Genomic DNA, 26,897 nt, shown 5'->3' on the forward strand with positions numbered 1-26,897 from the left:
ATGGCATTATCTTACGATCATATAAAAGAACGGTTATTGCAGAAGTTTGGTGAAGAGGTCACCGGCTTTGAAGAACCTCATGGGATGTTGACGTTTGAAGCAACTGCAGCAATGAATCTGAAAGTATTGCAGTTTCTTTATGACGAGGATGATCTTGCATTTCGCTTCTTAACAGACCTTCAGGCGGTGCATTATCCGCACGATAAAGGAAGAGAGTTGGCAGTAGTGTATCACCTGCATAACCTCGTTGAAAATGTTCGTTTACGTTTCAAAATATATGTTCCGGTAGAAAGCCCAGACGTTTTCAGCGCTACACGTTTGTTTGAATCAGCAAACTGGATGGAACGCGAAACATATGATTTCTTCGGTGTGCAATTTGTCGGTCATCCGAATTTAAAACGTATTCTCAATGTTGATGAAATGGATTATTTCCCACTAAGGAAAGAATTTCCATTGGAAGATCAAACCAGAATCGATAAAGATGACGACATGTTTGGTAGATAATATTTCTATCAACAGAAAACCTATTTCTTTAAGCTAAATGATAGACAGTAATGTCTGACGTAATACATCATTCAAATATCAGATTACCCGAAGGGTCAATCGGTAAAGAAACATCTACTTTAAATCTTGGTCCAACCCACCCTGCAACGCACGGCGTGTTCCAGAATATTCTGGAGTTGGACGGAGAAAGAATTGTTTCTGCTGAACAAACTGTAGGGTATATCCACCGTGCATTTGAAAAGCTGGCTGAAAGAAGACCACTTTATCAGGTGACACCGATTACCGACCGTTTAAACTATTGTTCCTCTCCCATTAATAATATCGGGTGGCATTTAACCTGCGAAAAGCTTTTAGGCATTGAAACGCCTAAGCGTGTTGATTACCTGCGTGTAATCATCATGGAGCTGGCTCGTATTGCCGATCACCTGATCTGTTCTTCTATCATGGGGGTAGACTCTGGTGCGTTCACAGGATTCCTGTATGTAATGCAATACCGTGAATTGATTTACGAAATCTATGAAGAAGTTTGCGGTTCGAGACTAACTACCAATATTGGTAGAATCGGTGGTTTCGAAAGAAACTTTACGCCGGTAGCATTCCAGAAACTGGAGAAATTCTTAGCAGAATATCCGAAAGTGCTGAAAGAGTTTGAAGACCTGTTTACCAGAAACAGAATCTTTATGGAACGTTGTATCGGTGCTGGTCCGATCAGTGCTGAAAGAGCATTGAACTACGGATTTACAGGCCCGAATTTAAGAGCTGCAGGTGTGGATTATGACGTTCGTATTCATACACCATATTCTTCTTATGAAGAATTCGATTTTGAAGTACCTGTAGGTACTACAGGCGATTGCTACGACCGTTTCCTCGTAAGAAATGCTGAAATGTGGCAGTCTCTCCGAATTATCGAACAAGCTTATAGCAAAGTAAAAAATATGTCGGAAGCAGAAAGTCAGATCTATCATGCCGACATTCCAGAATATTATTTGCCGAAGAAAGAAGATGTTTACACTAAAATGGAAGCATTAATCTGGCACTTCAAAATTATTATGGGTGAAATCAAAATTCCGAAAGGAGAATTGTATTTCCCGGTTGAAGGTGCTAACGGTGAATTAGGATATTATTTAATTAGTGATGGAGGAAGAACTCCTTATCGTTTGCACTTCCGCCGTCCTAGTTTTATCTATTATCAGGCTTACGAAGAACTAATCAAAGACGGTATGCTGGCCGACGCGGTTATTGTAATGAGTAGCTTGAACTTAATTGCAGGTGAATTAGACGCATAACCGAAAAAAGCAACGAATATGGTTAAATTTTCAGATGAGAAATTATCAAAAGTAGCAACGATCATTGCACGTTATCCGGAAGGAAAACAAAAAAGTGCATTGATTCCTTTGCTGCACCTTGCTCAGGAAGAATTCGGTTGGTTGAGTGCTGAAACAATGGATTATGTAGCAGGATTGTTACAAATTGAACCTATTGAGGTTTATGAAGTAGCTACCTTCTATACCATGTTTAATCTGAAACCTGTTGGTAAATTCGTTTTTGAAGTATGCCAGACGGGCCCTTGTATGATCAATGGAAGCGATGATATCGTAGCCTATATCAAAGAAACATTAGGAATTGAAGTAGGACAAACTACCAGCGATGGAATGTTTACACTGAAAGTGGCCGAATGTTTAGGTGCCTGCGGATATGCTCCTATGATGCAATTGGGCAAACATTTCAAAGAGCATTTAACAAAAGAAAGAGTTGACCAGATTATAGCAGAATGCAGATCAAATGCTGCTGCTAATAATTAACCTAAAGCAAATCTAAACCGTATTCATCACTGAGTACGTGTATAAAAAATACGGAATAGTGATGTTAAGAAATAACAATTTTCAAAAAACATCATTATGAAAAAAGTATTTGCATTTGTTTTGATCGCTGCATGTTTTGCATGCAAAAGCGAAGAGAATAAAAATCAGAATTCCGTTTCACCAGATGAAAACCTGACAACGTCAAAAGCTGTGGAACAATATAAAGGATTAATTCCTTGTGCGGATTGTATGGGAATTGAAGTGGTATTGACTTTAAATGATGATCATTCTTATGTAGAGTCAAATACTTACCTCACAGATAAAGAAGGAAACCCGCAACACAAAGAAGAAGGGTCTTACGAGTGGAAAGGAGATACATTACTGTTGAACAGAAAGGAAGGTGTGTCGAAAAGATTCAGAACAGATACAGCTTTAATGGCAATTGACATGGAAGGAAAACTGATGAACGACGAATTCGGAATGAAGTATAATTTGAAGAAAGTATTTTAAATAAAAGGTAAAGTTCCAATCTAACAATGGGCAGAAAACTTTTAATTGAAAAAGCACATATCGAAGGCATTCGCAGTTTCGACGTATATCGTAGGGAAGGCGGATATCGTAGTGTTGAAAAAGCACTGAAAACGATGAGCCCCGATGATGTTACCGAAGAAGTGAAAAAAAGCGGACTTAGAGGTAGAGGAGGAGCAGGCTTCCCTACGGGTATGAAGTGGAGTTTTCTGGCAAAGCCGGAAGGCGTTCCACGTTACCTCGTATGTAATGCCGACGAATCAGAACCCGGTACGTTTAAAGATCGTTTCCTGATGGAAAAAATCCCTCATCTGCTGATTGAAGGATTGATCGTTTCTTCTTATGCGTTAGGTTCTAACAGAACTTATATTTATATCCGCGGTGAATATGCCTGGATTGTAGATATTCTGGAAGAAGCTATTGCCGAAGCCAATCAGAATGGCTTTCTCGGTAAAAACATTTTAGGAACCGGCTTCGATTGTCAGATTTATGTTCAACGTGGAGGAGGTGCCTATATCTGTGGTGAGGAAACTGCCCTGATTGAATCACTGGAAGGTAAAAGAGGAAACCCTCGTATTAAACCTCCATTCCCTGCTGTAAAAGGTGTATGGGGTTGTCCGACAGTGGTCAATAACGTAGAAACATTAGCAGCTGTCGTGCCTATTATTAATATGGGCGGCGAAGAATATATAAAAATCGGTGTAGGCAGATCTACCGGAACCAAATTAATTTCAGCATGCGGTAATATCAATAAACCGGGGGTGTATGAAATTGATATGACTATTTCCGTAGAAGAGTTTATCTATAGCGATGAGTATTGCGGTGGTATTAAAAACGGGAAACGTTTAAAAGCTTGTATTCCCGGAGGTTCTTCAGTACCTATTTTACCTGCTAATCTTTTGTTGAAAACAGCAAAAGGCGAAACACGTATGATGAATTACGAGAGCTTATCAGACGGTGGTTTTGCTACCGGTACAATGATGGGATCAGGCGGATTCATCGTGTTAGATGAAGATCAGTGTGTGGTAAAACATACTTTAACGCTGGCGAGATTCTATCGTCATGAGTCTTGCGGACAATGTTCTCCTTGTAGAGAAGGAACCGGTTGGATGGAGAAAATTCTTCAGAAAATTGAGAGCGGAAGAGGAGAAATGAGCGACATTGATCTTTTATGGGACATACAGAGAAAAATTGAAGGAAATACAATTTGTCCGTTAGGTGACGCCGCCGCCTGGCCTGTGGCCGCTGCAATCCGTCACTTCCGTGATGAATTTGAATGGCATATCACTAACCGTGAAGAATGCTTAACCAGAAATTTCGGATTAGCACATTATGCAGATCCATTAGAAGTTTCACCAACCGCTTAATAATATCGTAGTCTTTTAATAAGATAAGCAATGGCTGAAGAAAAAAAGTTATTTAAGGTAACGATTGATAATATCACCCTCGACGTAGAGCCGGGAACCACCATCTTGAATGCCGCCCGTCAAATCGGCGGAGAGGTCGTTCCTCCGGCAATGTGCTATTACAGTAAACTCGAAGGTAGTGGTGGTAAATGCAGAACCTGCCTCGTAGAAGTGGCACAGGGATCTACTGCTGATCCACGCCCGATGCCGAAACTGGTGGCGTCTTGCAGAACTACCGTAATGGATGGAATGGTGGTAAAAAATATTACCAGCGAAAGAGTTGTAGACGCAAGAAATGGTGTGGTAGAATTCTTATTGTTGAATCACCCGCTGGATTGTCCGGTTTGTGATCAGGCAGGTGAGTGTCATTTGCAAGACCTCAGCTATGAGCATGGTAAAGAAGGCACCCGCTACGAATTTAAACGCAGAACTTTCCCTAAACATGATTTAGGAAAATATATACAGTTACACATGACGCGCTGTATTCTTTGCTACCGTTGTGTGTTTACTGCTGATCAGTTAACCAATAAACGTGTACACGGTATTCTGGATAGAGGTGATCATGCTGAAATAGCTACCTACATTGAGAAGTCTTTAGATAACGACTTTATCGGAAACGTGATAGATGTTTGCCCGGTAGGAGCCCTTACCGATAAAACTTTCCGTTTTAAAAACCGTGTATGGTTCCTGAAGCCGGTAGATGCTCATTGTAATTGTAGCAAATGTTCGGGTAAAGTAACATTATGGTACAGAGGTGACGAAGTATTCAGAGTTACTGCCAGAAAAGATCAATATGGTGAAGTTGAAGATTGGATTTGTAACGAATGCCGCTTTGAGAAAAAGAAAACCAGTGACTGGATTATCGAAGGGCCGAGAGAAATTTCACGCCATTCAGTGATCTCACAAGGGCATTACGTAGGTATGGAAAAACCAAAAGAGCCATTATCTGAAGTTTTAAATGGCCGTCAACCGAAACTGTTGATGGATATCCATAGCATCAGTGAGGTGAATAAACCTGGAAAACAGTTGTCGATGATTGATGGTCCTGCACATAGTACCGATTTTCAATCTGAAACAAAGTAACATTCAACTATCATCAAGATAATAATTGCAATAAAAATGCATCCAACATTATTAGTCATTGACTGGGCTTTGATTTTAGAGAAAGCGCTATTGATCTCTGCTGTTATTGTGATTTCTTTAGTAGTAGCGATGTATGAAACGCTGGCTGAACGTAAAATTGCCGGTTATATTCAAGACCGTTTAGGTCCGAACCGTGCAGGGCCCGGTGGTATTCTTCAACCTTTGGCAGACGGTTTAAAGCTGTTCATGAAGGAAGAAATTACACCTAACTCTGCTAACAAAGTATTATTCGTTTTAGGTCCTTGTTTGGCGATGTTGACAGCAATGTTAACATCAGCAGTTATTCCCTGGGGAAGTACATTGTTCTTTGGTGAAAGGGAAGTAGCGCTGCAGGTGGCTGATATCAATATCGGAATTCTATATATTTTCGGCATTGTAGCGATGGGTGTATTCGGAGTAATGATCGGAGGCTGGGCTTCCAATAATAAATTCTCCTTACTTGCTGCGTTAAGAGGAGCTTCACAGGTAATATCTTATGAACTACCGATGGGTTTATCATTAATTGCTTTATTAATGGTAACCGGAACCCTGAAAATGTCGAGCATTGTGGAAGCGCAGGTCGATGGTGTTTATAATGTATTCTTACAGCCATTAGGCTTTTTAATCTTTCTTATTTGTGCATTTGCAGAATGTAACAGAACACCGTTCGATTTACCGGAAGCTGAATCTGAATTGAACTTTGGTTACCACCAGGAATATTCTTCCATGAAACTCGGGTTCTATTTATTTGCCGAGTATATCAATATGTTTATTTCTTCCGTATTAATGGCAACCCTTTTCTTCGGAGGTTATGATATTCCGTTTGTAAATGATGCCGCATTACGGGAATCATGGGGACATAACCCTGTTTCAATTCTCCAGTCGGTAGTACTCTTAATTAAAACCGGTGGTTTCATCTTCTTCTTTATCTGGGTAAGATGGACTATTCCGAGATTCAGATATGACCAGTTAATGGATTTAGGTTGGAAAAAACTTATTCCGTTAGCATTAGTAAATATGATTATCACTGCTATTGTGATTTTGTGGAGACAACAATAGCGTTCGTATAAATTTTTTGAAATTATTAGATATGCAACCGTTAACTAATAAAGCGAAGCCGGTAGACAGGTCACCCATGACGTTCGTGGAGAGTCTGTACTTGTGGAATATTGCCAAAGGGATGATGATCACTTTGAAGCACTTCTTTAAAAAGAAACCGACTTTTCAATATCCTGAACAAAAACGCCCTTTCAGTAAAGTATTCAGAGGGTTACACATTTTGAACAGAGATGAAGAAGGGAGAGAGCGTTGTACAGCCTGCGGCTTGTGTGCAGTCGCTTGTCCGGCAGAAGCCATCACTATGGAAGCAGCTGAACGTTTACCCGGAGAAGAACATTTGTACAGAGAAGAAAAGTATGCAGCAAAATATGAAATCAATATGCTGCGCTGTATTTTCTGCGGATTATGTGAAGAAGCTTGTCCGAAAGATGCCGTTTACCTTTCAGAAACATTTGCTCCGGCAAACTATAACAGAAAAGGATTTATATATGGCAAACCTGATTTGTTGATTCCTCACCCGGTAAATGAACCCGAAGCATATCAGCAAGCATTAGGAAACAGAGCAAAAGCAACCCAAAATTAATCTTTGCTATGAGCGTAACAGAAATATTATTTTATTCACTCAGTGCAATGGCAATTGGTAGCGCACTATTAGTGATTTTAAGTAAAAATCCCGTGCATAGCGTACTATGGTTGATTGTAACCTTCGTAGCTATTTCAGGCCATTATATTCTTTTGAATGCGCAATTTCTCGGCATTGTTAATATGATTGTTTATGCAGGAGCTATCATGGTATTGTTCCTCTTTGTAATCATGTTAATGAACCTGAGTACCCATAAAGAAGCTAAGAAAAACAAATGGCTTCAGATGGCAGGAGTACTTTCCGGCGGGCTTTTATTATTGGTCATTGTTGCCTCTCTGAAAGGAGCGGAACAAGCTACACTGGTAGCCCAAACCAATGAAGGAAGTATCGGATTGTTAGAAAATTTAGGTAAAACATTATTTACCGACTACGTCATTCCTTTCGAAATAGCGAGTGTGTTGTTTTTGAGTGCGATGGTGGGAGCTGTAGTTTTAGGTAAAAAAACAGAAACCACTAAATCTTAAAAATCTTTACGATGCCTATAGAACAGTATATTTTTCTATCATTAGCATTATTTACTATTGGTATTGTTGGGGTGCTGACGCGTAGAAATGCCATCATCATTTTTATGTGCATTGAATTAATGTTAAATGCCGTAAACTTATTGCTGGTAGCATTCTCTAAAATGCATCACCTGAAATTAATGGAAGTGAATCCGAATGCCGGTACCGAAGGACAGTTATTCGTGTTCTTTATCATGGTAGTAGCGGCAGCCGAAGTAAGTGTCGGGTTGGCAATTATCGTATTGCTTTACCGAAATACACGTTCGGTGGATGTGAACTTCTTAAACAGATTGAAACATTAATCTTTGAATTTTTTCCTAAAAGGATTCATAGCATATAAACAGGCTTTATGAAGAGTGCTTTGCAATTAGTATGGTTTATTCCTTTACTTCCTTTGGTCGGATTTCTGATCAACGGCTTGCTCAGGAACAAACTTTCCAAAACAGCTGCAGGAATAATCGGTAGCGGAGTAATTTTAGGTTCATTTATTTTGAGCTTACTCCTCTTTTTACAAGTGAAAGAAGGGGCAACTTTTGTATCGGAGTTATTTACATTCATTAAAGTGAATGAACTGTCTATTCCTTTTGCATTTCAGGTTGACCAGCTTTCGGCTTTATTTCTACTGATTATTACCGGCGTCGGCTTTTTGATTCACGTGTATTCTACAGCTTACATGCACGAAGAATCAAATAGTCATTTTGCCAGATATTTCGCCTATCTGAATTTGTTCGTTTTCTCAATGTTATTACTGGTACTCGGCAATAACTTTGTAATTATGTTCATCGGATGGGAAGGTGTTGGTTTGTGTTCTTATTTATTAATCGGTTACTGGTTTAAGAATATTGACTATACCAATGCTGCTAAGAAAGCTTTTATTATGAACCGTATTGGTGACTTAGGCTTTTTGTTAGCTATCTTCTGGTTAATTGCAAAAGTTGATACAGTTACATTTGCTACTGTATTCTCTGCTGAAACATTGCAGGTATTAACGCCTACCGATATTACCGGTATTACTCTTTTGCTTTTTGTTGGAGCAATGGGTAAGTCGGCTCAGTTACCTCTCTATACCTGGTTACCTGATGCGATGGCGGGTCCTACTCCTGTATCTGCACTCATTCACGCCGCAACGATGGTAACTGCCGGTATTTACATGATTGCAAGAAGTAATGTACTTTATACGATGGCACCTTTTACACAAGGTGTAGTGGCTGTTGTGGGTTTAGTAACCGCTTTATTTGCTGCAACCATCGCCTTAAAGCAAAACGATATTAAAAAGGTATTGGCTTACTCTACCGTGTCCCAATTAGGATATATGTTCCTGGGATTAGGGGTGGGAGCATATACCGGAGCGGTATTTCACGTAATGACTCATGCTTTCTTCAAAGCATTGTTATTCCTCGGTGCAGGCTCTGTAATTCATGCGATGCACCATGAACAGGATATTCGTAAAATGGGTGGGCTGAAAAAACATTTACCACATACACACTGGACATTCTTTGTTGGTTGTATTGCTATCGCAGGTATTCCACCTTTATCTGGTTTCTTCTCGAAAGATGAAATTCTGGCGGCAGCCTGGTCTGCTAATAAAATCTATTGGATTTTAGGCGTTATCGGTGCTGCAATGACTGCATTTTATATGTTCAGATTATACGCCACTACTTTCCTGGGTAAATTCAGAGGAACACAAGAGCAGGAACATCACTTACATGAAAGCCCGAAAGCGATGGTTTTTCCTTTGATTGTACTGGCTGTATTAAGTGCAGGCGCTGGTTTTCTGGGTGTACCGGCTGTATTGATGGAAAATGCACATTGGTTAGATCAATACCTGGCTCCTGTTTTTGCCGCCTCTAAAGAATTGACTGCCGGTCATGCGCATCATTTATCTCACAGCACTGAGTATATGCTAATGGGTGTATCTGTAGGTATAGCAGCAATAGCTATTTTCTACGCAGTGAATAAGTTCTCTAAAAATCCTGATTTAGAAGAACCGGCCGGTTTCGGAAAAGTGTTAGCCAATAAATGGTATGTAGATGAAATTTACAATGCAATTATTGTAAGACCGCTTTTCGCACTGTCTAACTTATTAGAAAAATTCGTTGAAAATAAATTTATCAATGGTATTGTAAACGGTTCCGGAAGGTTGGTACAATATACCGCCCGTCAGCTGAGATATTTACAAAGCGGACAGGTTACCAATTACGTGTTATTGATGGTTTTAGGAATGATTGCATTATTTGTAGTCATGTACTTTACGAAGAAATAAGAAACTTGAATCTCGAAATTTTTATATAGACAATGATACCAGTTTTATTAATTGCAATTCCTTTAGTGAGTGGGTTATTGGCTTTCTTAATGAAAGGAGGGAATCGTGCGGCTAATCTTTCTATCATAGGTAGTATAGCCACCCTGGCAGTGACGCTTTGGGCCTGCACCACTTCTTCAGCCGAATGTTTATCGTACTCAACTGAATGGATTCCGCTGATCAATTCAACCTTTACCGTATCGATCGATACGCTGGCGATGATCATGGTATTGCTTACAGGCTTAACATATCCGTTAATATTATTTATCGCATCGAAAAATACGTATTCAAAACCACATAATTACTTTGGCCTCATGTCGTTCATGCAGGCTGGTTTAATGGGTGTTTTTGTTGCAAACGATGCATTGTTATTCTATTTCTTCTGGGAGTTGGTATTAATTCCCGCTTACTTCCTGTGTTCACAATGGGGAGGAGAAAAAAGAATCGCTGCTACCATTAAATTCTTTTTATATACCTTCTTCGGTTCACTTTTCATGCTGATCGGAATTATTTTCATCAGCAGTCAGGCGCCAGACCATTCTTTCTCCTGGGAAGCTTTTACACAGGTAAGACTGGCTTATAAAACTGAAGCATGGGTATTCTGGTTTATATTCATCGCGTTTGCAATCAAAGTTCCGATCTTCCCTGTACATACCTGGCAGCCGGATACTTATGAACAGTCTCCTACCAGTACAACGATGGTGTTGAGTGGTTTGATGGTAAAGATGGGGATCTTCGCAATTTTAAAGTGGGTCGTTCCGGTGATGCCGATGTCTACATGGGCATGGGGTGATACGATCGCTACATTAAGTGTAATTGGTATGTTATATGCCTCTGTTATTGCACTTCGTCAGAATGATATTAAACGCCTCGTGGCTTACTCTTCTATTGCCCACATGGGTTTAATGGTATTAGGAATATTTGTAGCCTCTGATATTTCTCTTCAGGGGGTGATGATCCAGATGTTTAATCACGGTATCACTATTATCGCATTGTGGATGGTAGTGGATATTATCGAAAGAAATACCGGTACCCGAAAACTTAATGAGTTAGGGGGGCTGGCTCAAAAACAACCAGCTCTTGCAATTCTTTTTGTAGTAATTGCTTTTGCAAACATTGCTCTTCCGCTAACAAACGGCTTTATCGGTGAGTTCCTGTTGTTTACAGGTATCTTCACTTCTGAAGTATCATCATATAATGTAGTGTTTACGGTATTGGCCGGATTAGGTATTATCCTGTCTGCCATTTACACTTTAAATATGTTGCAAAAAGTATTGTTTGGTAAAACAAATAATATTACTGAGAAACTGAGTGATATTACACTGGCTGAAAAATGTACACTGGCAGCATTAGTTGTTGTGATCATTGTTTTAGGAGTTTATCCTCAACCATTCTTAGAGTATTCACAAAAAGCAGTAGACCAGTTATTGTCTGTCATGCTATTAAAACGTCCATCTTAAGCGAACGAATTATAGATAAATTATGAATGCAATTGTATTATCTGCTATCTGGGGTGTGGTGATGATGTTCTGTGGCGCCTTTGTACAAAATAAGTCTATTATTCGTACAACGGCCATAACGGGTATGGTGCTTTTACTCATCGTACATCTGCTCGATTTTAATGGAGTACATTTCTTTACAATCGACACCAAAAATATGTTGCAGTTTAATAGCTTCAGCTATTTATTCACTGCTATTGCCATAGGCTCTACACTGCTGTATTTTTTGTTAAGCGCAAAGGATATGGAAAATGTAGGTATTGAACTGGCTGAGTATTTCGCATTGATTTTCTTTATTACCTGCGGTATTGCGCTTGTAAGCTCGTTTAACTCATTGCTGATTCTCTTCTTAGGAATTGAAATTATCTCTATTCCTTTATACATTCTGACAGGATCGGATAAAAGAAATCTGAAGAGTAATGAAGCTTCCTTGAAATATTTTCTGATGGGATCGTTCAGTACCGGTATTATGTTGATGGGTATGACTCTGATTTATGGTATGAGCGGAACCTTTTATGTCGACAGAATTGCGGAGGCATTGAGCTTCCAGCTACCTGCATATGCCCTGGTAGGATTAGTACTGTTGATTGTGTCTTTATCCTTTAAAGTATCCGCTGCTCCGTTCCATTTCTGGACGCCTGATGTGTACGATGGTGCACCGTCTGTGTTTACCAGTTATATGGCAACTATTGTAAAAGCAGCATCATTTATAGCGTTTTACCGATTGTTAAGAATAGGTTTTGCCGATACTCATTATCAATGGCAGCTAATCATTGCTATTATTACCGCTTTAACATTATTGATCGGAAATATTACCGCTGTATTCCAGTTGAGCGTAAAACGCATGATGTCGTACTCTTCTATCGCACAAGCCGGTTTCATGATGCTGGCAATAGTTTCAATGAATGGTTTCGGAAAAGAAGGTCTTATCTTTTACGCCGCTGCTTACTCATTGGCAACTATCGGAATTTTTGCTGTACTGATCAAAATGAAAGACTATACCTTCGAAGGATTTAACGGCTTAGCAAAAAAAGAACCCTTTATTGCTGCCGTAACCGCTATTTTCACCTTATCGCTGGCGGGTATACCAGCCACAGCCGGTTTTATGGCTAAGTTTTATATGCTGATGTCACTCGTTTATCAGGGTGGTTATACCTGGTTGATTATTATTGCCATTCTGGGTGCAGTGGTCAGCGTGTATTATTATTTAAGACTTATCCAGGCAATGTATTTTAAAGAAGGCAATGCTGAAATGACTCCCGTAAGTACCGGATTTAAGGTTACTTTGGGTGTACTGGCTGCATTAATCATATTGCTGGGTATTAAGCCACAATTACTACTCAATTATTTACATTTTTAATAGAAAACCCCCAACATTGTTGGGGGTTTTTAGTATATGCTGTAATTGCTGTAAGCTAAACCACTTCACAGATCTTGTATCCTCTGGAATAAATCAAGAAAACTTTGTAACTGATAAAAATTGTACTTCCCGGTAAAGATTTACCTGTTTACTGGTAATATTTATTACTTTAGTACGACAGATTATTTATGACCATCAAGGATACCATATTTCTCGCATATCGTACAGTTCGTACCAACAAGTTACGTACTGCAATCACTGTTACCACGATCGCATTGGGGTTAACGGCTTTAATCGGAATTAATACTGCTATTCAGGCAGTTGAAAATAAATTCACCGAATCTTTTTCTGCTATCGGAGCTTCCGGTTTCAGTATCAGATTGAAGGAGCGCAACTTCTCTTTCAATGGAGGTGGCTCCAATACCTCCAAAGAAAAAGTAGGGTCAAAAAAGGAAAAGGTTTCTTACCTGGGCCGGCCTATTACCCGTAAGCAGGCAGAAGCTTTCAAAAAAGAGTATCCGATTCCTGCCAGCGTTGCTATTTCTTTATTTGGTTCTGGAAATGCTATCATAACGTATGAAAGTAAGAAGTCAAATCCTAACTATAGTCTGGTAGGTGGCGATGAGAATTATCTGGAGCTGAATGGTTATAACCTGCAGGAAGGAAGAAATATCTCAGACCTAGACGTACAGGGTGCGCGAAATATATGTTTGGTGGGAAAAACGATCGTTGATGATTATTTCAAAGGAGTTCCTGCTAATGCGATTGGTAAAAATATCCGTGTAAATGATATCTCTTTACAAATTGTAGGTACGCTCGAAGAAAAAGGTTCTATCATGGGAAGAAACTTCGATAAAACGGTCGTAATTACTTACCCGACTTCCCGTCAATATTTTAATACGAATCCGAATGCCAGTTATAATATCGGCGTAAAAATTAAAGATATCAAACAACTTGAACCTGCTGTAGATGAAGCACAGGGCTTGTTCAGAAAACTGAGAACTTTGCCTATTGATGTGGCTGATAATTTTTATATTGATAAAAGCGATAGCTTAACTAATATGCTGATGGGACAGCTGGCGGGTATCCGGATTGCTGCAGTGGTGATCGGTATATTGACATTGTTCTCCGCTTCTATTAATCTGATGAATATTATGCTGGTGGCTGTAACTGAAAGAACAAAAGAAATAGGTTTGATCAAAGCTATCGGTGGTAAATCCTTTAACGTTCAGAATCAATTTCTGCTGGAGGCGGTTATCATCAGTCTGATGGGTGCTGCATTCGGAATTGTATTCGGCGTTCTACTAGGAAACCTGATCGGCCTTCTACTAAATACGTCTCTGATAATTCCTTGGAACTGGGTAGTGGCAGGTATCTTTATCTGTAGTGTGGTTGGATTATTAGCAGGGCTGCATCCGGCCCGGAAAGCCGGCAGATTGAATCCGATTCAGGCATTACGTTACGAATAAAGAAGAAAAATATTAATGAAAAGTCTCCACGTTAGTAGGGACTTTTTTTATGCGTCATCAAAAAGCAAACTTTATTTTAAGGGGCCTGTAGGGCTGATAAAGACAGTTGGAAACTATTAGGTAAGAAGTTTCCGGCAAGGTTAAGTTAAGCCGGTGAGAAGGCGTTAGTGTTTGCTGAGAGCCAATATGCATAAAAAGTAAAAGGGTATCCGTAAATGGATACCCTTTTAAAATATCAAAAGCTGAAATTATTTTGCTTCTAAAGCAGCAGTAATACGATCAGCTAAATCTTGTAAATGGTATTTAGATAATTTGTCACCATAACCTGCAGCAGCAGTTGTTAATTCAGACTTTAATGATCTTAAAGTACCTTTTGCGATAGAAACCACATCTGAGCGTTTTGCATTTGCTGCGCTGGCTGCGGCAGCAGGGTTTGCATTAGCTCCGGGATTCGAAAGTGTGATTAATTGCTCAACGAAAGCTTTTTGTAAAGCTCTGCGGTGATAATCGATATTTTTTCTGGTAGCTAACTCAGTGAATAAAATCTTTTTAGTATCTCCTACTAAATCATCAGCTCTGTAAGCGCCGGCATCTCTTGTTGTATAGTTAATCATACGGGAAAGACGACCCATTGAAAGTAAATTATTCAATGTGTTTATCTGAATGCCTGATAAGTTTTCGCTTGCAGGGTGAGTGAATTTATTTAAAAGATCATTTGGAATAATCCAGGTAGGCGTTTGGAAAACTTCTTTATCCAGGTAAGTTAAAGCTTCTTTTTGAGTTGCTTTAGGTACGATGGTATAAACGTCTCCTGATTGATCAGTAGTTTTTAAATCAGTATAAACTCCACCGATGTTAACGATCACGTGGCCGATATAGCGGTTATACTGGGCTACTAAATCATCATACACCTCATTTAAGCTGGCGAAATCTTTAGCCGGTTCATTTAACCATGTAGCTAATTGAGGAAGAATCCATTTTAAGTTTTTAACACCGTAAGTAGAGGCTTTCATTGCGTTATCGCCCAATGCTTCGGTAGTAGCTCTTGGATCGATACCGTCCTGATTAATGAAACGTAAACGTGGGTCACCATAAGTTTTCTTTACCCATTCGTTTAAGGTTGCCTGTTCCTGAAATTCATTTTTACCTAAAACTGGTTTGTAAGCCCATTCGATTGCCCAGATATCATAATCATTAATACGTGGGAATAAACCTTTCTGACTCATTTTGTCTTCTGGCTGCGCTACGTAGTTGAAACGTGCATAGTCCATGATAGAAGAAGTGTGTCCGAATTTCTCCACCCACGCACGGTCACGTAGTTTTTCAACCGGAGTAGCGGCAGAAGAGCCCATGTTGTGTTGTAAACCTAAAGTGTGGCCTACTTCGTGAGAAGAAACGAAACGGATTAATTCTCCCATTAATTCGTCAGAGAATTTACCTGTTCTTGCGCCTGGATCGCTAGGCGAAGCCTGAATCATATACCAGTTGCGTAATAATTTCATTACGTTATGGTACCAGTTGATGTGAGATTCTAAAATTTCACCTGTTCTTGGGTCATTTACGTGAGGACCGGATGCGTTTGGAATAGCAGATGGTTTGTACACGATTACGGAGTGACGTGCATCTTCAAGGCTCCAGGTAGAATCTTGTTCTTTGGTAGGAGCAGGAAGTGCATAAATAGCGTTTTTGAAACCAGCTTTTTCGAAAGCAATCTGCCAGTCATTCACCCCTTGAATCAGATAAGGAACCCATTTGGCCGGAGTGGTTGGGTCAATATAAAAAATGATCGGTTTTTTAGGTTCCACCAATTCACCTCTTTTGAATTTCTCCATGTCAGCATCTTTGGGTTCGAGTCTCCAACGGGTAACTTTGGTAACATCGTTTACACGGTGTGGATCTAAATCGAATGAAGTGTGACGGGTAGCGAAATAGCCAACGCGGGGATCGAAAATACGTGGCTGCATCGGATTATCAGGTAATTTGATAATAGAAGCATTCAGTTCGAAAGTAATATTTGTTGGTCCGCCTCTTAAACCGAAAGCAGCTGCAGCACCGGTAGGTTGCTGAGGTGTTTGGGTATAAGTTTTAACAGTTTTAATTTCTGTGTTGATCGGGAAAGACTTAACGTCTTGAATATAAGACTTATCAGCCTGGATATTACCTAAACGGAAAGAAGACTTCTGACGGGAACCGAAGTGTAGGATATCGTTGTCACCGCTGATAAAGTCGGTTAAATCGATTACTACGCCATTTTTGTTCGGAGTATAAGCCTGAATGGCAAAAGCGCCGTAAATAGGCTGTACGTTCGAATTTTCGATGTTTCTGTACATCTCAGAGGCAGTGTCTTTCGATAGAACCGCGTGAGAGATTTTACGCAGGAAGATTTTGTCATCAGGGCCTTGTTCAAATCTGATTACAGATTCATTAATGACATCGCCGGCATAAATGGTAGCAGCACCTCTGGCTTCACCCGGAGCTTTGGTAATTCTGCTAACCAGTAAAAGGTCTTTACCTAAAAGGTTTTTGTCGAATTCGAACAACCAGCGGTTGTTAACAAAATGGACAGTAAACAGGCCGTTTTTGGTGATGGCTTTGTCAGTAACTACGTCTTTGTAGCTTTTGGGGCCAGGTCTTTGGGCGTTAGCTGGTTGGCTAGGACGAGCAGGGGGTACAGTGTCTTTAACAACGGAAGCAGGCGGGGTGGCAGGTTGATTTCTGCGTTGAGCGTCTACATCCACTTGTATCATCCCTGTCACTAAGCATAGTAAAAGAAATTTTCGCATGTGTTTGTTTTTCTCCTTTAGTTGATTAAATTAGACAAGCTAAGATACTGAAAGCTTCAATAGATATCGAAATGACTATTAAATTTTTGTGTAAGTTGTTTTATAAAAAATTATTGTGTTAAATTGCTGACCTTTAGAAATTAACGATTCGATATAAATTGTAATGATTTAGTGAAATTTCTTATATTGTGAACCCTTATCCAAAAAAAAATCATAGCTTTTAAGCGTTGAAATGAAAATTTCCTTAGAATTGTAAGTCAATTTTTTATAAGCCGATAGAGTATATTTTTTAAAACAAACTAAAAACAAACAATCATGGCTGAGACAAAACCAACTGCAACAGCTGCGGTGAAAAGTAGTACTTCTGTTCAACCAAAGAAAAGATCAAATGCAATCTCATTGATCGCTCCAATTTTATGTTTAATATTAGGTTATTGCATCTGGCGTTTCGGATTAGGTCATCCTGATAACTTCGAAACTCCGGATCCAGCTGGTGGTTTCTGGCCTCACCACTTAGGACCAAAATCTGGTTTGGTGAAAATGTACGAGGGTGGTATCATTGTACCTATTTTGATCGCGTGTTTCTTGATCGTATTAACTTTCTCAATTGAGCGTTTCTTAACTTTAGCAAAAGCTACCGGTAACGGAAATATCGACGAGTTTATCCGTAAAGTTCAATACAACTTAGCTAATAAAAATGTAGATCAGGCAATTTCTGAGTGTGATAAACAAAAAGGTTCTGTAGGTAATGTAATGAAAGCTGGTTTACGTAAGTATAAAGAAATGATTTCTACTACTGAATTAGATACAGAACAAAAAATTGCATCTATTCAACAGGAAGTTGAGCAGGCTACTGCTTTAGAACTGCCTATGTTAGAGAAAAACTTAGTATTCTTATCAACTTTAACTTCAGGAGCAACCCTTATCGCCTTATTAGGAACGGTAATTGGTATGATTAACTCATTCTCTGCTCTTGCTGCTGAAGGTGGTGGTGCTGCTGCTGCTGAGCTTTCAAGAGGTATCTCTGAAGCGTTATATAATACTGCATTAGGTATCGGTACTTCTGCTGTTGCGTTAATTATGTATAACATCTTTACTACAAGAATCGACGGAATTACTTACGGTATTGATGAGTCTGCATTTACTTTAACACAGAGCTACGCTTCTTTATATAAATAAGACTTATTTCAACAACTGGTTTGAGCTTAAGTAGCACGCAATCAGCTATTTGTAAAAAAGTTCAAAAAAAGTTATGGAATTCTGAACTGATTGCATCTTATTATTAAAGAACGAAAAATTATTACGATGCCTAAAGTAAAAATGCCCAGAAAAAGCACCTTCGTAGATATGACGGCTATGACGGACGTGGCGTTTCTTTTGTTATCGTTCTTTATCCTTACTACCAAGTTTAAAAGCCCTGAAGTAATTGAAGTGGAAACCCCTTCTTCAGTTTCAACAAAGGCTATTGAAGCTAAAAACGTAGTATTGATAACAATTGGCAGTGACGGTAAAGTTTATTTCAATGTGTCTGAAGAGAATACAGGTGAAAAAGAACGCATTATCGACTTTGTGAACGAACAAAAACAACTGAATCTTTCTGATGCTCAGAAAGCTGCGTTTAAAAGAGCTGGTGGTATTATTGGTGTACCTTTCACTCAATTAGGTTCTTATTTAAATTTATCTGCTGAACAAGTAAGCTCTTTTAAAGAGTTTCCTGGAATTCCTGTAGACAGTACTAACAACGAATTAACGATGTGGGTGCGTGGTGCAGTAGAAGCATTTAAAGGTCAAACCATGAACCTGATGGTTAAAGGAGATAATAAAGCTAAATACCCTTCATTTCAAGGAGTTATCAAAGCTTTAAAAGAAAATGATCAATTGAAATTTCAGTTAATAACTAGCCCTGAAGGTGTTCCTGAAGGTACCGATCTTTGGAGGTCTAATATGGCTGGTGTTAAAAATGAAGAACAGTAAATAACATTATTCACCCAAAAATTTTTGCACAATGGCAGAATTGGATACCTCGTCGTCCGGGGGGAAGAAAGGCCCCGGGGTCAAGAAAGGTAAAAAACTTTCGACAAGGGTAGACTTGACACCGATGGTGGATCTTGGATTCTTATTGATCACCTTCTTCATCTTTACCACTACTATGAGCCAGCCTACTGCAATGAAACTGTTCTTACCAAAAGATACAGAAAAGCAGGAAGAGCAAAACAAAGTAAAGGAATCAGGTGCATTGTCTATAATGTTAGCTAATGATGGAAAAATCTTCTATTATGAGGGAACTCTGGCAGAAGACGGTTCAAACTTCCAGGTGACTAACTTTAACGACATCAGAAGCGTGATTGTTAATAAGAAAAGATCTACTAACCCTGAAGACTTCGTAGTGGTGATCAAGCCAACTCCTGATGCTACTTATAAAAATATAGTAGATATTCTGGACGAAATGTCAATCAACGAAGTTAAACGCTATGCTTTAGTAGAAATATTCCCTCAGGAACTTGAATTAATCAAAGTTGCAGGAGGTTTATCTACTAACTAAGCGAATCAGTAAACTAGATTTAACCATCTTGTTAATAACATTATTATGGAAGCCGATAAAATAAGATATGCCGATGTTCTTGACATCATCTTTGAGGGCAAGAACAAAGAATACGGCGCTTATGAGCTTCGCAAAACATATAATAAAAGAATGACAGTTGCCATTGTTGGTACTTTAGCTGTTCTTCTTTTGGCGGTAGGTGCCTATGTTTTGGGAAATTCCATTAAGCCCGATGATAGTGCTGTTAAAATGAATGTTAATGACATTCAGCTTGAAGACATCAAGCAAGAACAGCCTAAACAGGAGGAACCACCTCCACCACCTCCTCCAAAACCACCAGAACCACCAAAAGTGGAAATGGCAAAGTATACACCTCCTAAAATCGTAAAAGATGAAGAGGTGAAAGAGGACGAAAAACCACCAGAAGTTGATAAACTGGAAGATGTAAAAATCGCAGTTGTTAACCAGGAAGGTATCAAAGACATGGGTATCGTAGCTCCTCCAGTGGAAACACACGGTACTGGTGTTGTTGAAGCTCCTAAAAAAGTGGAAGAAGATTGGGACAGAACTTTTACCAAAGTAGAAATCGAATCTTCTTACCCCGGAGGCCCTCAGGCATGGTTACGTTTCTTAAACAGAACCTTACGCTACCCTCCTGAAGCGCAGGATAACGAAATTGAAGGACAAGTTGTTATTCAATTCGTGGTAGATAAAGAAGGAAACGTTTCTGAAGTTGAAGCCATCAGCGGTCCTGAAGAACTTCGTGCGGAAGCTGTTCGTGTAATTAAAAGAAGTGGTAAATGGACTCCTGCCGTACAAAACGGTCGTCAGGTGAAGTCTATTAAAAAACAACCGATTCTTTTCAAAATGAGCTAATAGCAGACAATTCAGTCTAATATATTAAAGAGGCAGTATTACAATACTGCCTCTTTTTTTGTGTCAGTACCTTAATATTTTGTAACGATTTATTTGTGGAATATCCTTCTTCTGGCATCTAATTTAAAAGAACCTGTTTCTGATTATTCATTTCTCCACTTTAAATCGACTGCTTATGGCTGACATGAATATTACTACACCTAAGAGAAAAGGCGTACAATCTTTACGAAAAAAACAATCTACCAAAGTAGACCTTACACCAATGGTGGATCTCGGTTTTTTACTCATTACATTTTTTATTTTTACCGCTACGCTCTCAGAAGCCAATGTTCTGAAATTGTTTCTCCCTGCCGGTGAGAAAAAAGACACGAAAGTCGCAGCATCCAATGCCCTCTCGATCATACTCGATCAGAATAATGAGATCTATTATTATGAAGGTGCCATGCAACCGAAAGGAGAAAATATTATCAAAACAAACTTTAAGAATATCTCCTCTTTACTACAATCAAAGAAGCAACAAAGAAATGATGAACTGATGGTGATTATACAATCTACTGATCAGGCGTCGTTTAAAAATGTAGTAGATATCCTGGATGAAATGTCAATTCACCAGATTAAAAGATATGCATTAGTAGATCTCGATAATGAGGTGAAGAACATACTCCGTCCTTAAAAATATTTAAATCTTTCTTATGGAAAAATCAAGTTAAAACATCTCATTTAAAAGAGAATTCTCTATTCATTCAGCGCTGAATTCATTTCTTAAATTTTATCGTATGAATAGAGGTAGCCATGAAAAATTTTCTATTCTCGAGTTTCTCTTCCAAAACAGAAACAAAGCTTATGGTGCGTATGAATTGCGTACGCACTATAGTACCAGAATGTACTATGCCGTTAGCGGTGCATTGGCAGCAGCACTAATTTTTACAGCTGTTACGTGGTTGCCGGCAAAATCTGGAAATATTAATCCCCAGTTAGATTTTCCGGTCACTCAACTACGTGAAGTAGATCTCAATCAGAAAGAACCACCTGAAGTGAAAGTAGAACCGCCGCGCCAATCACCACCTCCTGAACAGATCAGAACCGTTCGTAACACCACACCCATTATTGTACAGGGTGAAGTACCTGAAAATGAAGCGCCGCCACCGGTTGATGTTATTGACATGGCAGCTATCGCTACCTATACACAGGAAGGGATAGATACTCATATGCCTGCTGTAGTGGAAGAGGCAAAATCAAGTGGCGTCATTGAAGGCCCAAAAGCAACAGAAGAACCTGATGGTGGTTATTTTATTAAAGTGGAGAAAGAAAGCCAGTTTCCACCCAATAGTCAGGCCTGGATCCGTTACCTGCAACGCACCATGCGTTATCCACCTGAGGCCATGGATAATGAAATTCAGGGTGTCGTAGTAGTAGAGTTTAAAGTTGATGAAGAAGGAAATGTCAAAGACGTAAAAGCGATTAGCGGGCCTGTGGAATTATATGAAGAAGCGGAACGGGTGATTCGAAAAAGTGGCCAATGGACTCCGGCTATACAAAATGGAAGAAAAGTAAAATCGATCAAAAAGCAGCCAATCAAATTTACTATCTCGTAGTGTTAATTGGAGAGGGTGTCCGATACGGGCATCCTCTTTTTGATTGAGGTAGGATTAGACAGTGTATAACTGCTGATTTGCTTCCTTGGTGAACGCCATTGCATAAAAATGAAGAGGATAGATAAATTAACTGATGGTCAGGCTTTAAAAGAATTCTTTTGCCAGACGTACCAGTGTATAGTTATAACCAGGTCTTTGTACGTATGTATTAAACGTGCATAAGAATTTGCTCTCTGTGACAACAGAGATCTTGAAATTTCGTATCGTTTCCTTTTATATCTGCTTTTTAAATTATTTCCGAATTATTTTTTGTAACACTAAACTCCACCAACCGCCTTTATAGTGTTACCATCGTACCCTTTATACTGTGAATTTATGAATCGCTCCGCTCTGCGTAAATCCCACTAAGCGATGTTTAAAGAGCAATACGACAAACCCCAGTCGGATGCATAAAAATGTAAAAACATCTGAATGAATCCGGTTGATGCCTGCATGCTTAGGCATCCTATATTATACGATGCGATTGCGTCAACGGATTTCCAAAAAATGCTTTTTTGGGAGAATAGCTTAATTTTGCTGCAAATCTTTTGTAATGCTTGGTAAACTAGCCGGATGGAATGATACAATTGTAGCATTGGCAACCGCCAATGGAGTAGGAGCGATCGGAGTGATTCGTTTAAGCGGTGACCTGGCATGGTCGATTGCGAATAACCTGTTTCCTTCCAAAGACTTATTACAACAAAAATCTCACACGCTACATGTAGGTTTTCTTAAATATAATGATCAGTTAATAGATGAAGTGGTGGTGAGCCTTTTTAAAGGCCCCCGCTCTTACACCGGTGAGGATGTGGTGGAATTATCTTGCCATGGCTCGCCTTATATTCAACAGAATATTATTGACCTGTGTATTGAGGCAGGCGCAAGACTGGCAAAACCCGGAGAGTTTACGCAAAGAGCATTTTTGAATGGTAAAATGGACCTCACACAGGCGGAAGCCGTAGCAGACCTGATTGCTTCAAATACAGAAGCTGCCCGTAAAACTGCATTGCAGAATATGAGAGGCGGATTTTCTGTTGTTTTAAAGGCACTACGAGACCAGTTATTGTCGTTTTCGGCTTTAATTGAACTGGAACTTGATTTTTCGCAAGAGGACGTAGAATTCGCTGACAGAACCCAATTAAATCTGTTATTGCAGGAAGCTGGTATAAAAGTTTCTCAGTTGGTACAAAGTTTTCAGTTAGGAAATGTGATCAAAAACGGAGTACAGGTGGCAATCATCGGTAAACCGAATGCGGGTAAGAGTACTTTACTGAACGCCCTGTTAAATGAGAATCGTGCTATTGTGAGTGATATCGCCGGTACTACCAGAGATACGATTGAAGAAACCTTAAATATAGACGGAATTATTTTCAGGTTGATTGACACCGCAGGAATCCGCGATAATACGGCTGATGAAATAGAAAGTATCGGTGTGGAAAAAAGTCTGGAGAAAATGCGCCAGGCAGATCTGGTCGTATATCTTTTTGATATAGCTACCGAAACGGTAGAGGCTATTCGGGAGAAAGCGGCAGAGTTTCAACAACAGGGCTTTCAATATCTTTTGGTGGCTAATAAAAGCGATCAGGTAAATGAATCTGTAAAAAAGAACTTCGAAACCATCGGTAATATTACTTTTATTGCTGCTAAACAGGTGAATAATATTGAGGCGTTGAAACAGCGTTTAGTTGAAAAAGTGGTTTCAGGTGATTTGCATACGGAAGATACGGTGGTGACCAATGCCCGGCACGTAGCTTCATTACGTGAAGTGGAAAAATCACTCCTTGAAATCAGAAACGGATTACAAATGAATATCCCCGGCGATTTATTGGCGCTGGACATCCGTCGATGCTTACACTATCTGGGTGAAATCACCGGTGAAATCACCAATGAAGACCAGCTCGATTATATATTCAGTAAGTTTTGTATCGGAAAGTAATTACATTTCCTTTACTACTCTAAACCCTTCTTTTACTATCATTTAGGCTGTTTTTCTTTCCTTTACTTGTTGCTAATTTTCCCTTTTTTTGCTTATATTTGTTTCTAATCTGTTACTGATAGCAACAGGTTTGTTGGTAGCAACAAGATTTTTAGCAACAGGCGAAATCATGTTACATAGAGATACACCCCGATACAAAGGGATATTCTCTGAGACATTTTTAAGCCAAAAAGGAAAACACCATGAGCAGCAGTATAGAAGTTCCAAAGATTTGTCAGGACTGCGGAAAGTCTTTCATCGCAAAGACAACCGTAACCAAATTTTGCAGCCACAAGTGCGCCTCCCGAAACTACAAGAAGCGTAAGCGAGAAGAAAAGGTTGAGGAGGTCGCCCCTATCGTGGTACAGAGAATTGAATACAATCAGGAACAGTTGAAGGACAAAGATTTTCTCAGTGTTGATGAAACCTGCAAGCTCTTGGGTGCAAGCCGCATGACAATCTATCGGCACATAAAAGCCGGAAACATCAGAGCAGCAAAGATTGGCAGTCGCACAATCATCAAGAGAACCGAAATCGATAAACTGTTTCAGATATGAAGGTAACACTAAGACAACGCAACCAAGGCGGACAGACCAGCTTATACCTCGACTATTACCATAAAGGAAAGCGGAAAACCGAGTACCTAAAATTGTACCTCGACCCCAATGCTAAAACCAAGGAGGAAAAAGAGGTCAACAAAAAGACCATGCAATTAGCAGAGACTATCAGGGCACAAAGACAAATCGAAATCCAAAACGGTGTTTATGGCTTTCGTGATCAGGAGAAGCAAAAAGGCAGCTTCCTTTCCTACATTGAATTGCTTGCACAGCAAAGGGATGACAGCCCCGGCAATCATGGCAATTGGACCAGCATGATTAAGCACCTGAAAGCCTTTTGCAACTATGATTTATCTTTCACGGAAGTGGACAGGCAGTTTGTCCAGGACTTCAAACAGTACCTTGATAAGAAGGCCATAGCCCACGGAAATCAGAAGCTATCCCAAAACTCCAAGTACTCCTATTTCAATAAGCTAAGGGCAGCCCTGAAACAGGCCGTGAAAGACGGCATCATTCCAACCAATCCTTCTGAAGGTGTAGAAGCTTTCAAGCAAGGAGAACCGGAAAGAGAGTTTTTGACACTGGAAGAGCTGCAAGCAGCAGTAAAGGCAGAATGTGAAATTCCAATCCTAAAAACGGCATTCATTTTTTCATGCCTTACAGGGTTGCGCTGGTCAGATATAAACAAGCTCGTTTGGTCGGAAGTACAGCACTCAAATGAAATGGGCTACTATATTCGATTCAGACAGAAGAAAACCAAAGGAGCGGAAACCCTACCCATTTCAGAACAAGCCTTCGGCTTGCTCGGAGAACGTGAGGAAAGAGAAGAAAGAGTTTTCAAAGGTTTGAAGTATTCGGCATGGCACAACCTGAAATTGCAACAATGGATGATGAAAGCCGGAATCTCCAAAACAATCACTTTCCATTGCGCCCGTCATACCTATGCCACATTGCAGCTTACAATGGGAACCGATATTTACACGGTTTCAAAGCTCTTAGGCCATAGGGAATTGAAAACAACCCAAGTCTATGCGAAAATCATAGACGACAAGAAGAAAGAGGCGGCCAGTAAAATCAAACTTGACCTATGAGCAATCAAACCAAAATACTTGACGATATTCTCTACCAGGGGCTTCGCCCTTGGTCAGAGAAAAACAGCGTGGACGAAAAGTTTGCTCCAAAGTTCCGTTCCCTGAAAGAAGTCTCCACCGATTACCCATTCCGGTATGAAATCAAATTTGAAAGGCCATTTGACAACAAAACCAAATACTACTCAAAGCTGATTCTGAACACCCTCAAGACAGACGTTGAAAGGCTCTACAACCTCATCAGTGAAGACGATACAGAAAACCTCATCCGCTATTGGCTGGATGACACCCTCAACAAGCGTTTAAAGACCCGCTTAAAAGACATTGGAAAGCTGATTAAAGAGAAGGACTTTGATTTGACATACATAGATCCCAAGAAAGCTTCCATTGAGTTTGACCAGGCACACAAAGCCAACACCTATATCATCCAATTGCTAAAGCTTGCATACATGCAGCTTTATCTTGAAATCCAAGATGCTTTCAGCACTTGGATTGATGACAATTTGGTGATAGAGGATTTTTACACCCAGCTACTACTTGAACCAATACCGCAGAAACCATTATTGACCGAGATTCAAATCATTGAGGTTGAAGCAACGGAGAAACCAGTTAAAAAGCCGGAACCTAAACCAAAGGACATTCCATTCAATTCATTTACATACAAGCAACTCAATACCGCTCAAGAGAAGATTTCCGATTTGTGCAGCAGCTTAAAGTTCAACAACCTGATAAGCCAAGACACAACCGTTCCAAATTTCAAACGAGTATTTTCTAATGCTGAAATCAAAAATCCTGTAGTCTGGACAGGCACAATCAGCGAACTATTCTATTTCATAAAACTCATTCACACCGACCTGCAATTGGTTGAGAACTTGAAACAGAAACAATGGGAAGTTACTTGCCAATGTTTCGTTGATGCTGACGGTAAGCCCTTTGAAAGAGCAAAATTCAGGTCGCAGAAGAAACCGAAACTAACAGCCCATAAAATTGAAAAGTCCGTTTCCAACCTGAAATAAGGTACTCTGCACTTTACACCTTCTATCTTTTTTCTGTTTTTGTTTAGCCCTCTTTTGCTCAAAAAGGGGGCTTTTATTTTTCATGCCCCACTCTGCACTCTGCACTCTGCACTGCACCTTGCTTTCTGCACTCATAACGCCCTGTTAGCCATTCTAATTTAGCCCCGTATTCGACAATCGAATATGACATTTGGCCAGATGTCCATTTCCTAATTCATAATTGATTAAG

General features: G+C 39.7%; 25 protein-coding genes. 24 read left to right on the forward strand and 1 reads right to left on the reverse strand.

Annotated features, from left to right (window positions below):
- The 14 genes from D9O48_RS11220 (at position 1) to D9O48_RS11285 (ending at position 14,197) form a co-directional block, all read left to right on the forward strand.
- Positions 1-504: an NADH-quinone oxidoreductase subunit C gene (locus tag D9O48_RS11220; RefSeq protein ID WP_126973071.1), complete on the forward strand. Its 504-nt coding sequence runs from the start codon at positions 1-3 to the stop codon at positions 502-504.
- A 50-nt stretch (positions 505-554) separates the two neighbouring features.
- Positions 555-1,790 carry an NADH-quinone oxidoreductase subunit D gene (locus D9O48_RS11225; protein ID WP_126973072.1) on the forward strand — a complete coding sequence of 412 codons (1,236 nt, stop codon included), beginning with the start codon at positions 555-557 and terminating at the stop codon, positions 1,788-1,790.
- Between the two features lie 18 nt (positions 1,791-1,808).
- Entirely contained in the window at positions 1,809-2,306 is a 498-nt protein-coding gene (locus D9O48_RS11230) for an NADH-quinone oxidoreductase subunit NuoE family protein (protein ID WP_126973073.1), read from the forward strand.
- Positions 2,307-2,402: 96 nt separating this feature from the next.
- A complete protein-coding gene (locus D9O48_RS11235) occupies positions 2,403-2,816 on the forward strand; it encodes a copper resistance protein NlpE (protein ID WP_126973074.1) in 414 nt (137 codons plus the stop codon).
- 26 nt (positions 2,817-2,842) lie between these two features.
- Entirely contained in the window at positions 2,843-4,201 is a 1,359-nt protein-coding gene (gene nuoF, locus D9O48_RS11240; RefSeq protein WP_126973075.1) for an NADH-quinone oxidoreductase subunit NuoF, read from the forward strand.
- Positions 4,202-4,231: 30 nt separating this feature from the next.
- Positions 4,232-5,323, forward strand: coding sequence for a 2Fe-2S iron-sulfur cluster-binding protein (locus D9O48_RS11245; protein ID WP_126973076.1), 1,092 nt, complete (start codon positions 4,232-4,234; stop codon positions 5,321-5,323).
- Positions 5,324-5,359: 36 nt separating this feature from the next.
- Positions 5,360-6,421: an NADH-quinone oxidoreductase subunit NuoH gene (nuoH, locus tag D9O48_RS11250; protein ID WP_199750560.1), complete on the forward strand. Its 1,062-nt coding sequence runs from the start codon at positions 5,360-5,362 to the stop codon at positions 6,419-6,421.
- A 31-nt stretch (positions 6,422-6,452) separates the two neighbouring features.
- Positions 6,453-7,004, forward strand: coding sequence for an NADH-quinone oxidoreductase subunit NuoI (nuoI, locus tag D9O48_RS11255; RefSeq protein ID WP_126973077.1), 552 nt, complete (start codon positions 6,453-6,455; stop codon positions 7,002-7,004).
- An 8-nt stretch (positions 7,005-7,012) separates the two neighbouring features.
- Positions 7,013-7,528, forward strand: a complete 516-nt coding sequence (locus tag D9O48_RS11260) for an NADH-quinone oxidoreductase subunit J (protein ID WP_126973078.1) — start codon at positions 7,013-7,015, stop codon at positions 7,526-7,528.
- Between the two features lie 11 nt (positions 7,529-7,539).
- Entirely contained in the window at positions 7,540-7,869 is a 330-nt protein-coding gene (gene nuoK / locus D9O48_RS11265; RefSeq protein WP_126973079.1) for an NADH-quinone oxidoreductase subunit NuoK, read from the forward strand.
- A gap of 47 nt (positions 7,870-7,916) precedes the next feature.
- Positions 7,917-9,830, forward strand: a complete 1,914-nt coding sequence (gene nuoL, locus D9O48_RS11270; protein WP_126973080.1) for an NADH-quinone oxidoreductase subunit L — start codon at positions 7,917-7,919, stop codon at positions 9,828-9,830.
- Positions 9,831-9,862: 32 nt separating this feature from the next.
- The gene (locus tag D9O48_RS11275) at positions 9,863-11,329 is read left to right on the forward strand and encodes a complex I subunit 4 family protein (protein ID WP_126973081.1); all 1,467 of its coding nucleotides are present in this window, start codon (positions 9,863-9,865) and stop codon (positions 11,327-11,329) included.
- 22 nt (positions 11,330-11,351) lie between these two features.
- Positions 11,352-12,728 carry an NADH-quinone oxidoreductase subunit N gene (locus tag D9O48_RS11280; RefSeq protein WP_126973082.1) on the forward strand — a complete coding sequence of 459 codons (1,377 nt, stop codon included), beginning with the start codon at positions 11,352-11,354 and terminating at the stop codon, positions 12,726-12,728.
- Positions 12,729-12,916: 188 nt separating this feature from the next.
- Positions 12,917-14,197 (forward strand): ABC transporter permease, encoded by a 1,281-nt coding sequence (locus tag D9O48_RS11285; RefSeq protein WP_126973083.1) that lies wholly within the window; start codon positions 12,917-12,919, stop codon positions 14,195-14,197.
- A 248-nt stretch (positions 14,198-14,445) separates the two neighbouring features.
- Here D9O48_RS11285 and D9O48_RS11290 read toward each other — a convergent pair whose 3' ends face one another.
- Entirely contained in the window at positions 14,446-16,980 is a 2,535-nt protein-coding gene (locus tag D9O48_RS11290) for a zinc-dependent metalloprotease (protein ID WP_233589237.1), read from the reverse strand.
- Positions 16,981-17,295: 315 nt separating this feature from the next.
- On the opposite strand from D9O48_RS11290, the gene D9O48_RS11295 reads away from it, so the two are divergent.
- The 10 genes from D9O48_RS11295 to D9O48_RS11340 all read left to right on the forward strand — a co-directional run bounded on the left by D9O48_RS11295 (position 17,296) and on the right by D9O48_RS11340 (position 26,668).
- Entirely contained in the window at positions 17,296-18,159 is an 864-nt protein-coding gene (locus tag D9O48_RS11295) for a MotA/TolQ/ExbB proton channel family protein (RefSeq protein ID WP_126973084.1), read from the forward strand.
- Between the two features lie 126 nt (positions 18,160-18,285).
- On the forward strand, positions 18,286-18,954 hold the full coding sequence (locus tag D9O48_RS11300; protein ID WP_126973085.1) for an ExbD/TolR family protein: 669 nt from the start codon (positions 18,286-18,288) through the stop codon (positions 18,952-18,954).
- 31 nt (positions 18,955-18,985) lie between these two features.
- Positions 18,986-19,522 carry an ExbD/TolR family protein gene (locus D9O48_RS11305; RefSeq protein ID WP_126973086.1) on the forward strand — a complete coding sequence of 179 codons (537 nt, stop codon included), beginning with the start codon at positions 18,986-18,988 and terminating at the stop codon, positions 19,520-19,522.
- A gap of 45 nt (positions 19,523-19,567) precedes the next feature.
- The gene (locus D9O48_RS11310; protein WP_126973087.1) at positions 19,568-20,398 is read left to right on the forward strand and encodes an energy transducer TonB; all 831 of its coding nucleotides are present in this window, start codon (positions 19,568-19,570) and stop codon (positions 20,396-20,398) included.
- A 175-nt stretch (positions 20,399-20,573) separates the two neighbouring features.
- Positions 20,574-21,071: an ExbD/TolR family protein gene (locus tag D9O48_RS11315; RefSeq protein WP_126973088.1), complete on the forward strand. Its 498-nt coding sequence runs from the start codon at positions 20,574-20,576 to the stop codon at positions 21,069-21,071.
- A 103-nt stretch (positions 21,072-21,174) separates the two neighbouring features.
- Positions 21,175-21,993: an energy transducer TonB gene (locus D9O48_RS11320; protein ID WP_126973089.1), complete on the forward strand. Its 819-nt coding sequence runs from the start codon at positions 21,175-21,177 to the stop codon at positions 21,991-21,993.
- 592 nt (positions 21,994-22,585) lie between these two features.
- Positions 22,586-23,968 (forward strand): tRNA uridine-5-carboxymethylaminomethyl(34) synthesis GTPase MnmE, encoded by a 1,383-nt coding sequence (gene mnmE, locus D9O48_RS11325; RefSeq protein ID WP_126973090.1) that lies wholly within the window; start codon positions 22,586-22,588, stop codon positions 23,966-23,968.
- A gap of 242 nt (positions 23,969-24,210) precedes the next feature.
- A complete protein-coding gene (locus tag D9O48_RS19135) occupies positions 24,211-24,564 on the forward strand; it encodes a helix-turn-helix domain-containing protein (RefSeq protein ID WP_126973091.1) in 354 nt (117 codons plus the stop codon).
- The gene (locus D9O48_RS11335) at positions 24,561-25,655 is read left to right on the forward strand and encodes a site-specific integrase (protein ID WP_126973092.1); all 1,095 of its coding nucleotides are present in this window, start codon (positions 24,561-24,563) and stop codon (positions 25,653-25,655) included. The genes D9O48_RS19135 and D9O48_RS11335 overlap by 4 nt, the downstream gene beginning before the upstream one ends.
- Positions 25,652-26,668 carry a DUF6617 family protein gene (locus tag D9O48_RS11340; RefSeq protein ID WP_126973093.1) on the forward strand — a complete coding sequence of 339 codons (1,017 nt, stop codon included), beginning with the start codon at positions 25,652-25,654 and terminating at the stop codon, positions 26,666-26,668. Before D9O48_RS11335 ends, D9O48_RS11340 begins: the two co-directional genes overlap by 4 nt.
- Positions 26,669-26,897: the final 229 nt, after the last annotated feature.

The organism is Gynurincola endophyticus (genome assembly GCF_003991195.1).
Lineage (GTDB): Bacteria > Bacteroidota > Bacteroidia > Chitinophagales > Chitinophagaceae > Gynurincola > Gynurincola endophyticus.